General features: G+C 74.4%; 11 protein-coding genes and 1 pseudogene. 5 read left to right on the top strand and 7 right to left on the bottom strand.

Going from position 1 to position 12,004, the window contains the following annotated elements:
* Positions 1-4: 4 nt before the first annotated feature.
* A complete protein-coding gene (locus ABH931_RS11670; RefSeq protein ID WP_370112295.1) occupies positions 5-352 on the bottom strand; it encodes a DUF2218 domain-containing protein in 348 nt (115 codons plus the stop codon).
* Positions 353-599: 247 nt separating this feature from the next.
* Between ABH931_RS11670 and ABH931_RS11675 the strand changes: the two are divergent.
* Positions 600-833 (top strand): annotated as a pseudogene (locus ABH931_RS11675) (MarR family winged helix-turn-helix transcriptional regulator); the annotation flags it as partial.
* A 76-nt stretch (positions 834-909) separates the two neighbouring features.
* Here ABH931_RS11675 and ABH931_RS11680 read toward each other — a convergent pair.
* On the bottom strand, positions 910-1,992 hold the full coding sequence (locus tag ABH931_RS11680; protein ID WP_370112296.1) for an EamA family transporter: 1,083 nt from the start codon (positions 1,990-1,992) through the stop codon (positions 910-912).
* 163 nt (positions 1,993-2,155) lie between these two features.
* On the opposite strand from ABH931_RS11680, the gene ABH931_RS11685 reads away from it, so the two are divergent.
* Together ABH931_RS11685 and ABH931_RS11690 are read left to right on the top strand one after the other, a co-directional pair.
* On the top strand, positions 2,156-2,917 hold the full coding sequence (locus ABH931_RS11685; protein WP_370112297.1) for a serine protease: 762 nt from the start codon (positions 2,156-2,158) through the stop codon (positions 2,915-2,917).
* Between the two features lie 52 nt (positions 2,918-2,969).
* The gene (locus tag ABH931_RS11690) at positions 2,970-3,908 is read left to right on the top strand and encodes a LysR substrate-binding domain-containing protein (RefSeq protein ID WP_370112298.1); all 939 of its coding nucleotides are present in this window, start codon (positions 2,970-2,972) and stop codon (positions 3,906-3,908) included.
* Positions 3,909-3,965: 57 nt separating this feature from the next.
* Here ABH931_RS11690 and ABH931_RS11695 read toward each other — a convergent pair whose 3' ends face one another.
* The 4 genes from ABH931_RS11695 to ABH931_RS11710 all read right to left on the bottom strand — a co-directional run bounded on the left by ABH931_RS11695 (position 3,966) and on the right by ABH931_RS11710 (position 7,703).
* Complete coding sequence (locus ABH931_RS11695; RefSeq protein ID WP_370112299.1) at positions 3,966-4,766, bottom strand: ZIP family metal transporter; 801 nt, start codon at positions 4,764-4,766, stop codon at positions 3,966-3,968.
* Between the two features lie 174 nt (positions 4,767-4,940).
* Entirely contained in the window at positions 4,941-5,396 is a 456-nt protein-coding gene (locus ABH931_RS11700; protein WP_370112300.1) for a DUF6278 family protein, read from the bottom strand.
* Between the two features lie 205 nt (positions 5,397-5,601).
* Positions 5,602-6,972 carry a restriction endonuclease gene (locus tag ABH931_RS11705; protein ID WP_370112301.1) on the bottom strand — a complete coding sequence of 457 codons (1,371 nt, stop codon included), beginning with the start codon at positions 6,970-6,972 and terminating at the stop codon, positions 5,602-5,604.
* A 131-nt stretch (positions 6,973-7,103) separates the two neighbouring features.
* A complete protein-coding gene (locus tag ABH931_RS11710; RefSeq protein WP_370112302.1) occupies positions 7,104-7,703 on the bottom strand; it encodes a winged helix-turn-helix domain-containing protein in 600 nt (199 codons plus the stop codon).
* Positions 7,704-7,817: 114 nt separating this feature from the next.
* Here ABH931_RS11710 and ABH931_RS11715 point away from each other — a divergent pair, with 114 nt between their 5' ends.
* Together ABH931_RS11715 and ABH931_RS11720 are read left to right on the top strand one after the other, a co-directional pair.
* Complete coding sequence (locus ABH931_RS11715) at positions 7,818-9,086, top strand: MFS transporter (RefSeq protein ID WP_370112303.1); 1,269 nt, start codon at positions 7,818-7,820, stop codon at positions 9,084-9,086.
* Between the two features lie 137 nt (positions 9,087-9,223).
* A complete protein-coding gene (locus tag ABH931_RS11720; protein WP_370112304.1) occupies positions 9,224-10,183 on the top strand; it encodes a hypothetical protein in 960 nt (319 codons plus the stop codon).
* 201 nt (positions 10,184-10,384) lie between these two features.
* Here the strand turns inward: ABH931_RS11720 and ABH931_RS11725 are convergent, their stop codons facing one another.
* Positions 10,385-11,719 (bottom strand): MFS transporter, encoded by a 1,335-nt coding sequence (locus tag ABH931_RS11725; protein WP_370112305.1) that lies wholly within the window; start codon positions 11,717-11,719, stop codon positions 10,385-10,387.
* Positions 11,720-12,004: the final 285 nt, after the last annotated feature.

The following is a 12,004-nucleotide window of genomic DNA, read 5'->3' on the forward strand; positions in this document are numbered from 1 at the left end:
CCGATCAGGCGCCCTCCGCCTCGGCTTCGTCCTCCAGCTTGCGCTGGACGGTACCGGGGGTGCCGTCGGCGCGGAACCACTCGGCCACCAGCTCGTCCTTGGTGCCGAAGCGGACCAGGTGACGGCCGACGACGTCCTCCAGGCGGTCGAGGTCGGCCTCGTCACCCTCGACGACGAGCAGCAGCGCGTCCGGGGTGGCGGTCATCGTGGCGGTGCCGGCGCTGAAGCTCAGCGAGCCCTGCCCCGTCTCCTCGTCCCAGTGGGTCTCCAGCTTGCGGCTGAAGTGAGAGGCGAGCTGCTTGGCATAACGGCCGGGACGGTCGGTGGCGACACGGGCATGGGAGCGGGACATGGGGGATCCTCCGGAGACGTCGACAGATGGCAGCCACGGCACATCCCTGGCTGCTTAGGCGAGCCTAAGGCATAATGAGTCTAGCTCTCTATTAATTTCCACCGCCGATTTCGACCGGCCCTGTCGATATCCTGGCCTCCCCCGACGCAGGAGCCCTCCCGTGACCGCCGCCCCTTCCGCCACCGCGCCCGAGCCGGTCCCCACCGAGGTGGAGCTCGCCGACGCGATCATGCGCGCGAGCAAGCGCATGCGGAAGGCCACCTTCCACCGCCTGGCGCCGCACGGGCTGACCCCCTCCCAGGGCCGCGCCCTGGACACGCTCTCCTGGAGCGGGGGCCGCGGCATCCGGCTCAACCAGCTCGCCGAGCGGCTGCGGATCGCCCCGCGCTCGGCCACGACCGTCGTGGACGCCCTGGAGACGGCCGGGCTGGTCACCCGATCCCCCGACCCTGACGACCGCCGGGCCACCCTGCTCCAGCTCACCGAGCAGGGCGAGGCCGCCGTCGCCCAGATCGCGGCGGTCCGACGTGAGGTGGCCGCCGAGTACTTCGGCCCGGTCAGCTCGGCCGAACGGGTGACGCTGCTGCACCTGCTCCGTGTGGCGGAAGAGGCCCACGAGCAGGCACACCCGCATCCCCATCACGGACCGCACGGCCACCCGCAGTCGCACCCGCATCCGCGGATGCCGGCACAGGAGGCTCAGGAGGCGCAGCGGACGCAGGAGGCGCAGCGGACGCAGCGCTCGCCGGGGACGTCTCAGCCGTAGCGGCGCCGGCGGGCCGGCCGCCGAGCGAGGCGAGCGCGATCCCCGCGATCACCAGCGCCGCGGCCGCTCCGGAGAACCAGGTCAGCGCCTCGCCACGGAGCAACCAGGCGGCGGACATCCCGAACACCGGCACCAGCAGCGAGAACGGCGCCACCACCGACGCGTCGTGACGTCGCAGCAGGTGCCCCCAGAGCCCGAAGCCGACCAGCGTCGCCCCCCAGGCGACGTACAGCAGCGATCCCACCGCACCGAGGCTGAACGTGGTGAGCGCCCGCAGGTCGGCCTTTTGCCCCTCGGTGAGCAGCGACAGCACCGCCAGCGGCAACGGCGGCACCACGCTGACCCAGACCATCCAGCGCAGCGCGTCCGGGGGCGCCGCCCGGCGGGTGATGATGTTGGAGAGCCCGAACGCCGCCGCCGCGCCAACCACCAGGGCGAACGCCCCCAATGGCGCGGAGCCGCCACGCGAGGCCTGGTCGAGCGCGGCGACCGCCATCCCGGCGACGGCGACGGCCAGCCCCGCGAGCCTGCGCGCGCCGATCCTCTCCCGCAGCAACGCCGCCGCGAAGCCCGCCGTGAACACCGCCTGGCCCTGCTGCACCAGCGAGCTCAGGCCGGGCGGCATGCCCGCCTTCATCCCCTCGAAGAGCAGCCCGAACTGCAGCGCGCCCAGCACCAGCCCGCCGGCCAGGACGTAGCGCCAGGGCACACCCGGGCGGCCCACCAGGAAGACCGCGGGCACCGCCGCGACCAGGAACCGCAGCGCGGTGAAGAGCAGCGGCGGGTAGTGGCTCAGGCCGTCGTCGATGGCGACGAAGTTGACGCCCCAGATGGCGGCGACGAGGACGGCGAGTCCGACATGGCGACCGGTCATGCATCGAGCATCACGCGGGCCATCCGTTCAGCACCAGCAAATAGTCCTTCAGTGATCCGTTCACAGATGCTGAATCGTCGACAGGTGGCGGAATTCGACGGGCCGTCACCCACATGCTCCCTCACGCTGGCTTTTACCGCATTCGTCGCAAAACATAGGTTTTATGACGCTTCGTTCGTTGGCGGCCGCAGGCGCGCTGCTCGCGCTGCTGCTCACCGCGCCCCAGAGCCAGGTCGCGGCCGCGGGAGTGCCCGACTCGACGGCGTTCGGCGGCGACTCCCCCGTCGGCGCGGTCTTCGGCGCCTCCGCCGACATGCCCGACCACCACTTCTGCAGCGGCGCGGTCGTCGACAGCCCCACCCGCGACATCGTCGTCACGGCAGCACACTGCGTCATGGCCCCGGGCACCGGCCGGGCGCGCGGCGGGCTCACCTTCGTCCCCGGCTACCACGACGGTGCGCGCCCCTACGGCACCTGGTCGGTCGCCACCGTCGTCGCCGACAGCGACTGGACCGTGCAGGGCAGCGAGGACTCCGACGTGGCCTTCCTGATCCTCCGCCCGAACGCCTCCGGCCGCCGGATCCAGGACGTCGCGGGCGCCGAATCCCTCGCCTTCAACCCCGCACCCGGCTCCGCGGCCGTGGCCGTCGGCTACCCGAGCCGCTCGGACCTGCCCGTCTTCTGCTCGGCACACCTGCGGCGCTTCAGCGCCCACCAGTTCGAGTTCGACTGCCCGGGCCTGTCCGGCGGCACCAGCGGCGCACCGCTGCTGCTCGGCACCTCCCCCGGCGCCCGCGGCCGCGGAGCCGTCGCCGGCGTCATCGGCGGCTACGAGCAGGGCGGCGACTCGACCGACGTCTCCTACTCCTCCTACTTCGGTCCGGCGGCCGCCGCCGTCTACCGCGCGGCCGTGTCCCGGGGCTGAGCCCGCCCGACGGGGTCGCCCCGGGACCGGCCCGGAGTCGTACGCTGCGTGCATGATGGATCTGGGACGTCTCCGCGCACTGCACGCCGTGGCCGTGCACGGCTCGGTCGGTCGCGCGGCGGCCGCCCTGGGCTACACGCCGTCCGCCGTATCCCAGCAGATCAGCAAGCTGGAGCGGGAGACCAGGACCGCCCTGCTGGAGAAGCGCGGTCGCGGTGTCGTGCTGACCGACGCCGCCCAGGAACTGGCCCGCACGGCGCAGACCGTCCTCGCCATGGTGGAGCAGGCCGAGGTCGGCCTCGAGGCCCGGCGCGGGCAGGTGACCGGACGGCTCTCCCTCGCGGCCTTCGCCACCGCCGCCCGCGGCCTGCTGCCCGCCGTCCTCGCGGACCTGACCGACCGCTACCCGGACCTGGAACTGCGGGTGCTGGAGAGCGACCCGTACCAGATGGCCGATCTCGTCGCCCGGGGCGAGATCGACCTCGCCGTGGTCCAGGACTGGCCCAACACCCCGCTCGCCACACCGGAGGGGGTCGCCCGGCGGCATCTGGGCGTGGACGTCGTCGACGCGGTCCTGCCCGCCGGCCACCCCCTGGCCGCGCGCGAGGTGCTGAGCGTGACCGACCTGCTGGGCCAGCGCTGGGCGAACACCCCCGCCGGGACCATCTGCCACGACTGGCTGATCCGCACCCTGCGGGAGGCCGGCGAGGAGCCGGACATCCGCTTCCAGGCGAGCGAGTTCGACACGCAGATCGCCCTGATCGGCGCGGGCCTCTGCCTCGGGCTGGTGCCGCGGCTCGGCCGCGCCCCGCTGCCCCCGGACGTGGTGGCCCGGCCGATAGCGCCGGAACCGACCCGGCGGGTCTCCGTGCTCTGGCGGGAGCACGCCTCCCGGCGCCCGGCGATCATCGCCGCCCTGGAGGCGCTGCGCCGCCACTGGCCCGAGCGCACCGCCGCGCCCGAGCCGTCGGTGGTCGCGCAGCGGGGCTGAGCGGCGGGGCCGAGCGGCGAGGCTGAGCGGCGGGGCCGAGCGGCGAGGAGCCGCGGCTCAGTTGGTGGCCAGCCCGATCACCAGCCACATGAAACCGGCCCCGGCCACGGTGCACAGCAGCGTGCTGCGGGAGGGGTGGGGGCTGTGCGCCTCGGGGAGGATGTCCGAGGTCGCCAGGTACATCAGGAAGCCGCCGAAGAAGCCGAGGTAGAGCCCGACCACGTGCTCGGGGATGGTGAACGCGAGCGTGACGGCCGCGCCCGCGACCGGGGCGATCGCGTCCAGCGCCAGCAGGATCAGCGCGCGGCGCCGGTCGTTCCCGTAGAGGCGGGTGATCGTGTAGGTGTTGTAGCCGTCGGCGAAGTCGTGGGCCAGCACGGCGACGGCCACGACCGCGCCGAAGGAGTTGCCGACCTGGAAGGCCGCGCCGATCGCGAAGCCGTCCATGACGCTGTGCACACACAGTCCGGCCGCCGCGGCGATGCCCAGCTTCTGCGACGCGCCGTCAGGTCCGGGCCCTCCCGCCACACCGTGCGCGCGCCCGGCGTGCGCGTGCGGCAGGCCGACGTGCTCGTGGGCCGCGTACTCGCCTTCGTGCGCGCGGTGGATCGCGACGGACCGCTCGGCGATGTGCAGTACGAGAAAGCCGAGCACGAACATCAGCAGAGCCTGCGGCACTCCCCACAGGTGCGTCCCCGCCGCCTCCAGCGCCTCCGGGAGCAGGTCGAACGACACGACGCCGAGCATCAGTCCGGCGGCGAGACCGAGCAGCAGATGCCTGCGGTCCCCGAACCGGCCGGCGACGAACCCGCCGAGGAGCGTCATCACGAAGGCTCCTGCGGCCACCAGTACCGGCATCAGCCCTCTCGCCTTCTGTAGGAGACGAGCGAGGGCGGCGGCGCCCTGCCCAGTCGCCGCCGCCCTCCTGCGGGCCCACCCTCGGCGCCCTGGGCACCATCCTCAGGGACGGCCCGCCGGCCCGCGCGCCGACTACTCCGCACGGGCGACTCGCGTCGCCGGTCCCGGTCCTGGTCAGCCCTCGTCGGCCTCCGAGTACACCTGCCACAGCGAGGGCGCCCCCTGCGCGGCCCAGTCGCGTCCGGCCGCCGTCACGTCGAGCTCGCGTCCGCTCCCCAGCCGGACGAACGGACGCCCGTCCCGCAGCAGCTCCCAGGTGGCGCCGGAGACGGCGGCGACGATGACGGTGCCGAGGTAGAGCCCGGCGTCGTGCCCCAGCTCCGCGGCCTCCTGCGCGTCGACCCGTGCTTCCTCCCGCCACAGCGGCGGCAGCTGGTCCAGTGCGGAGAGCGACTGCGGGCTGTCGTCCAGCTCCAGTCCCGCGTCCGCGGCGCGGCCGCGCAACAACGCGCACTCGCCGAGCAACTCGGCGAGGGTCCCCGGGTCGTCCACTCCCCCGGGATACAGCGCGGCCAACGCCTCCGCGTCATCCCTGCGCGCCCGCCACCGATCCAAGAAAGGGAAGCCCATGCCCCAAGGGTGACACCGCTCCAGCCCAGGGGCGCGAGGAACTGCGCGGGAAACCCACCCGAGGCGAACGGCCCTGCTCGCTCGGGATCCGACCGCACGCCGGAGAGGACACCTCCCGGCCGAAGACTGGGAGAGGAGCCGCACATCGGCGGAGCCCCGCGCCCCTGCCGCCGGCCACGCCGCCCGGGAAAGGTGCAACGACCCGTCAGCCGCCGAGTTCGGCGCCGAGGTGCTCGCGGATCAGCGCGCGCAGCTCTCCGCCGTCGATGAGGCGGAGCCCCGCGCAGTCCGCCGCGGCCAGGACCGCCTGCGGATGGAAACTGCCGGTCGTGGCCCAGACACCGGCGTGTGCCGCCTCCTCCTCCATCACCTCCGCGACGTTGCGCACCGCCTCCGCGCCGACCACGGCGGGCCTGCGGGCCAGGCAGACCACGTGCGGCTGCTCGGCAAAGGTCGCACCGTCGCCGTGGGCGATGGCCAGCAGGCCGTCGCGGCCGACGAGGCGGGCGTCCCAGTCCGGCAGGCCCATCGCGGCGAAGAGCTCCACCGCGAGACCGGAGAACTCGCCGGGCGAGAGCTCCTCGGGCAGCGGCGCCGTCGGGCTGCTGACGCCGAAGGGGGTGACCGGCGCGGGGCCGTAGGGGTCGTCGGTGATCCGGCAGGGCAGCTCGCGGAGCCGGGCCGAGGCGTCCGCGTGCTCCGCGGGCAGCAGCGTGCGGGCGTAGAGGTCGCCGCGGCGCGCGTCGATGCTGAGCAGGGTCGTCTCGCCCGCCTCCGCGGTGACGACGCGGCCGTTCAGGACGACACCGTCGAGGTGCGACTCGGTGTCCGCGGCGAGGACGGCGTCCAGCGCGCGCAGCGCCACGCGGGCGACGAGCAGCAGGTAGCGCCGCACGCACTCCTCGCGCGGGCGCGGGATCGGTTCGACGCCGCCGTCGGACTCGTCCGGCGAGACGCGGAAGGCGAGCGCGGGCGGGACGACACCGACGCCGGGCAGCACCAGGTCGATCACCGCGGTGCGGGTCAGCGGACGGTAGCCGACGCGCGCGGGCACTTCGAGGCCGGGGAGCCGGCCCGACGCGGCCAGCGCGCGTTCGAGGACGGACTCGACCGCGGCGGGTTCGCCGTCCTCGTAGGCGCGGCGGTACTCGACCAGGCGCTCGTTGTAGGCACGCACCGCGTCGGCACGGTCGCGTTCCTCGCGCTCGTAGGCGAGGCGGACCTCCTCGGCCCGGTCGCGGAGCGTCCGTTCCTGCTCGCGGTACTCGCGCAGGGCGCGCTGGTGGGCCAGCCGGGCGGAGGCGAGTCGCTGCTGGTAGGCGGGGTCGAGCAGGGGCTGCCCGGAGCGGCCGGCCGACAGCTGGCCAGGCTCCGGCTCGTAGTCGGCCCAGCGCGGCGGCTCCGAGACGGCCGCCGACGGAAGCGGACGCGGGCTGTAGTCCCGCCGCAGCGCGTCGAAGTCGACGGCAGGCGAGGGCTCGGCGGCCAGGTCGAGCAACTCGTCCAGGCGCTGCTCCGCGTCCTCGGCCACCTCGGTGTACTGCTGCGCGAGCACCGCCCGCCGACGCCCCGTCACTTGGCCTTCCCCTCCACCGAGCCGCCGCCCACGCCACAAGAGGCCAAGCATCTCATCGGCAAGTCCGTCCATCTCCCCGATCAGCCACACTGCACGAGCCCACGGATCGTCAGAGGCTGATCCTCCCACCGTCACTCGTCCGGGCGGTACATGGCGAGCAGCGCATGCAGGGGAACTCCCTCCGGATCGGCGGGTTCGTCGCCGATTTCCTCGACGAGCTGCCGCAGGCGCTCCTGGTAGTGGCGCGCGCGGTCCGCGGGGAGCCGGAAGTCGGCGACCATCACCACGGGCCGACGGACCTCGTCCTCGTCGTCCAGACGGATCCGGCCGGCCCGCAGGGCCGCGGCCAGCTCCGTCTCGAAGGACGCCAGGGCCGACCGGACGAGGCCGAACGCCACGTCGCGCACCTCCTCCTCGCCCGCCGCGGTGGCGGCAAGGAAACCCCGGCTCAACTGGATGCTGCGCTGGGCCGGCGCGTAGCGCTGCTCCACGATCCCGGAGACCAGACGGGTCTCGGCGACCAGGATCAGTCCGGCCTCCTCCAGGTGCTTGAGGTGCCGGTAGAGCTTGGTCTGCGGCTCCCCGAGCTCGCGCGCGAGCTCCTTGGCCGTCCAGGTGCGGCCGTCGGCCGGGCCGCCCATCGCCTGGAGGATGCCGAGCCGGAGGGGGTCCGAGAGCGCCTTGAGCGTCTCGACGTCCTCCACGATGCGCACGTCCTGAACCTCGTCCATGCCCCCATCTTGCCAGGCGCTCACCAATGCGCAATCATTCACGCTATCGTGAACGTGAACGACAACGCGAATGTTCACGCCATTCCGTGGACCTGGACGAACGGGGAGCCTGCCATGACCGCACAGACGATCACCGGCGCACACGAGGGCGCCGCGGCGACGCCCCTGCCGGCATTGCCGCCGCTGCGCCGCAACTGGCGCTTCCAGCTGCTCTGGCTCGGCTCCGCCTCCGCCCTGACCGGCGTCACCGCGGCGGACGTCGCCTACCCGCTGGTCATCCTCGCGCTCACCGGCTCCCCCGCCTGGGCGGGCCTGTTCGGGGTGTTCCAGGCCGCCGCGACGGTGCTGTGCGGTCTGCCCGCCGGCGTCCTGCTCGACCGCTACGACCGCCGCAAGGTCCTGATCGCCGCCGAGTCGCTCCGGGTCGCCGCCGCCGGCTCCGTCGTCCTCGCGGGTCTTCTCGGCTCGCTGATTCTCGCTCACCTGCTGCTGGTCGCCATCGCCCTGGGCGCGGCACAGCCGCTGGGCGGCGCCGCGCGCATGCTGCTGGTCCGCGCGGTGGTCCCGCCCGAGCAGCTGACCGCGGCGCTCACCCAGGACGAACTCCGCGTCGGCCTCGCCGAACTGGCCGGACCGCCGCTGGGCGGCTTCCTCTACGGGCTCGGCCGCGCGGTGCCGTTCCTGTTCAGTGCCGTCGGCTTCGCGATCTCCCTGGTCTGTGCCCTGATCGTGCGCCCGCAGCAGCCCACGGCCACCGACCCCGGCGCCTCGATGCGCACCGTCTTCGACGGCATCCGCACCCTGTGGCGGACGCCCACCCTGCGCCTGGCCCTGCTGCTGGTCACCGCGCTGAACGCGTGCGGCGCCCCGATCACCCTCTGCGTCATCTACCGGCTGCACGAGCAGTCCGTCCCCGCCTGGGCCATCGGGCTCGCGCTCGCCGGTTCGGCCGTCGGCGGTCTCGTCGGCGCCGCCCTGGTCGGCTTCCTGCACCGCCGCTTCCGTCCCGGCACACTGCTGATCGGCATCGTCGCCCTGGACGCGGTGGTGATCGCCTCCCTCGCCGTGGCCCGCGGCCCGTGGGCGACCAGCGCGCTGCTCCTCGTCGGCATGCTCGGCATCCCCGCCCTGAGCGTGCTGCTCGACGTCCTGATCTTCCGCCAGATCCCGGACGCCCAGCGGGGCCGGGCCATCTCCGCGACGATGACGGTGATCGGCCTCGGCATCCCGCTCGGCACCGGCGTCACCGGCCTGCTGCTCGCCGCCCTCGGCGGCACCGGCACCCTGCTGGTCCTGGCCGTCGCCCTCGCCCTGGCCGCCCTCCGCGCCACGGCCGGCCCCGCCCTGCGGCGCGCGGAGTGGCCCTCCTCCTCCGGGCACTGACCGCCGCGGCCGGACGTCCGCCGCACCTCCCCACCCCATGGGTCCGCCCAGGCCACCGGCCACGGCGGACCCGTGGCCTATCGATCGAGGTCCGTGGGTAGTTCACTGCGGAGGACGGCGACCGGACGGGTGGCGGGATGATCGGTGATCTCTGGGTGCTGGTGACACTGCTGGAGACCCCGGCCCGGAACGGGGCCCCGGTCGACGAACCACGCATGCTCGCACTGACGGAGGCGGGCGCGGTCGCCGAAGCGGTCGTCGGCGGGGACCGGCAGGCACGCGGGCACGACACGCGCGAGGAGGATCAGCGCGCGGGCGACCCGCCTGCCGACAAGGCCGGGGCCCCGGCGCGGGACGCCGACGAGGTGGCCGGCCTGATCCCCGTCGACCGCGTGGAGTGGGACGCCTGGCGCGGGGCCGCCTCCGCTTACCTGGCCGCCGTCTCGGACGCCGGTCGAGGGCTCGCCCTGGCCGAACGCCGGGCCCAGCGGGCCGCCTCCCGGATCCTGCCCGGCGCGCGGCGCCGCGCCGCACGCGACGCCGAGAGCGCCGTCCGGTCCGCGGCCGCCGACTACGCCGACGCGGTGCGCGCGGCCACCACCACCTACTGGCCGATCCACTGCGAGATCCAGCGCCGCCTCGACTCCCAGTCCACCGCCCGCCGGTGGGTCGAGATCAGGTCCGCCCTCGCCGGGCGGGGCACCGAACCGGTCTGGGGCTGGTCGCTGCGCGAACTGGACCCGGAACGCACCCCCGGCCTGGTCGAGCTCACCGTCTTCCGCTGGGACGGAACGCCACCCGCCGCGCCTGCGGACTTCGTCTCCCCCGAGCACTTCGGGGCTCCCGACCTCGACCGCGAGCTGCTGCGTCTGCGCGCGGAATGGACCGTCCAGCGGATCGTCTGGGAGGAGTCGGCCCGGCTCCGCGTCGAGGAGGAGAACGACGGCATCCCCTTCGCCCTGTGGTGGCGCGCGGTGACCGCCCGCGTCGACGCGGCCGAGAAGGTCATCCCCCCGCGCTCGTCCGAAGCCGCCTTCGCCGCCCCCGCGCCGGGCCCGGGCCGCCGCCGCGTCGAGGTCCTGCAACTGCCCGAGTGAGGCCCGGCACGCCTTCCCTGGGCACGGCTCCCCTGTGGGCGCTCGGCCATGCCCACGGACAGGCTCCGCCCGGGCCCGACCCTGCTGGCCCGTGCCGCCGGACACGACCCGCCCGGCCGTCGACCGGAGACGCGGGGGTGACCGCTTCGGGCAGTGCGCCCCGATCCGCCGGGCCGTCGCCGGGCCGTCGCCGGGCCGTCCTCAGGCGGCAGCGCCCGCCGCGTCGGGGGCGCCGGCGGCCGCGTCGGGCGAGTCCGCGGTCCTGGCAGCGGACGGGAGGACCGTCGCCGTCGAGGTGTCGCCCGCGGACTCGGCGGCCGCCGTGCGGCTCTCCTTCGCGCTGTTGCGCGCGACCCGCACCAGTGGGCCCGTCACGGCGAGCAGGATCGCGGCCAGTGTGAGACCCATCGCCGGATATCCGGCCGCGCTGACCAGCAAGGTCCCGGCCAGCGGACCGCAGGCGACGCCGATGGAGGAGGAGGCACCCGCCAGAACGCCCCAGCGGCCCTCGCGGTCGAGCGTCGCGGCGAGGCCGAGCAGATAGCTGAGCACAAACGGGTAGACCGCGTTCCAGGCGATCTCGCCGAAGGCGAACGGCGCCTCCTGGTGGGCTCCGCCCGTCAGCGCGACGCAGGCGGCGATCGCCAGCGTGCCGGCCCCGATGGGCAGTGCCGTGCCGAAACGCGAACCGACCAGGCCCGCTCCGACGGTTCCGACCAGCCCTGCGCCGAGCGCCGCGGCCAGCACCACGCCGAGGACGGCCTCGGTCAGCCCCGCGCGGTCCAGACCGATCCGGCCGCTCACACCCCACAGGGCGTTCTGCGTCAACGACCAGAACATCAGACAGACGGCCAGCGTGATCCCGGCCCCGCGCCGGGGCAGCGGTGGGCGCTCGGTCCGGGTGTCGTCGCCGCCGGCCCGCGGCGTGCGCCCACGCCCGCGCCCGGGCAGACGGGACGCCGTGGGCAGGGCCAGGGCGCCGGTCACCGCGATCGAGGCGAAGGCGAGACCGTGTCCGGTGCCGAGGTGCGGCAGCGCCAGGAAGATGGCCGCCGCGAGCGCCGAGGTGACCAGCAGTCCGACGACGAAGACCCGGTGCGGATCGGGTCGCTTGGCCAGCACCGAGGCGGCGACGGCCGTCGACGCCCCCGAGCCCGCCCCGCCGAGGACGCAGCCGGTCAGCAGCAGCGGCAAGGAGTGCGTGACCGCGGCCAGCCCGAAGCCCATTCCCACGACGGCGAGAGCGCAGCGTGCGGTCCGGTCCGGGCCGAGCCGGGAGATCCGGCCGGTCAGCCCGATCCCGGCCAGGGCCGAGGCCAGCAGCAGCGCGCTGCCCACGCCACCGGCCTGGGTCGGCGTCAGACCGAAGTCCGTCCCGAGGCGGCCGACCAGGGTCGGCAGCAGGTAGGGGGCCAGGTAGCCGGCACAGAACAGGGCGACCAGAGCGAGCACGGCTGCCTCGACAGAAGCTGGGGACAGGACGGTGGTGCGGTCGCGCCCTACCCCGGTGCCGCGGTGCCGTCGAGTGGTGCGCAAGGACTGTCTATCAAAGCGGAAGGTGATACGACAGATGCGCTTGAGCCACGAGACGCACAGGTGTCCGGTTGTCGTCGGGTCACTGAACCGCCGACAACCGGACATTCCCCAACAGGTCAGACCGCGTCAGACCGCCTCGGCCCGCGTCGGCAGCTCGCGCAGCTCGCGCAGCTCGCGCAGCCGGCTGACCCGCGAGAGCCGAGGCGGGCAACGCCGCGGCGCCGGCCCGGATGCTGCCTGGGGGCAGCGACGGACCGGCGCCGATGGTGGTGCCGAAGCGGGAGC

It is taken from the genome of Streptacidiphilus sp. MAP12-33, from assembly GCF_041261265.1.
GTDB lineage: Bacteria > Actinomycetota > Actinomycetes > Streptomycetales > Streptomycetaceae > Streptacidiphilus.

Coding starts and splice junctions, on each gene's coding strand:
- ABH931_RS11670 (WP_370112295.1), bottom strand. CDS start 352: ATGTCCCGCTCCCATGCCCGTGTCGCCACCGACCGTCCCGGCCGTTAT.
- ABH931_RS11680 (WP_370112296.1), bottom strand. CDS start 1,992: ATGACCGGTCGCCATGTCGGACTCGCCGTCCTCGTCGCCGCCATCTGG.
- ABH931_RS11685 (WP_370112297.1), top strand. CDS start 2,156: ATGACGCTTCGTTCGTTGGCGGCCGCAGGCGCGCTGCTCGCGCTGCTG.
- ABH931_RS11690 (WP_370112298.1), top strand. CDS start 2,970: ATGATGGATCTGGGACGTCTCCGCGCACTGCACGCCGTGGCCGTGCAC.
- ABH931_RS11695 (WP_370112299.1), bottom strand. CDS start 4,766: ATGCCGGTACTGGTGGCCGCAGGAGCCTTCGTGATGACGCTCCTCGGC.
- ABH931_RS11700 (WP_370112300.1), bottom strand. CDS start 5,396: ATGGGCTTCCCTTTCTTGGATCGGTGGCGGGCGCGCAGGGATGACGCG.
- ABH931_RS11710 (WP_370112302.1), bottom strand. CDS start 7,703: ATGGACGAGGTTCAGGACGTGCGCATCGTGGAGGACGTCGAGACGCTC.
- ABH931_RS11715 (WP_370112303.1), top strand. CDS start 7,818: ATGACCGCACAGACGATCACCGGCGCACACGAGGGCGCCGCGGCGACG.
- ABH931_RS11720 (WP_370112304.1), top strand. CDS start 9,224: ATGATCGGTGATCTCTGGGTGCTGGTGACACTGCTGGAGACCCCGGCC.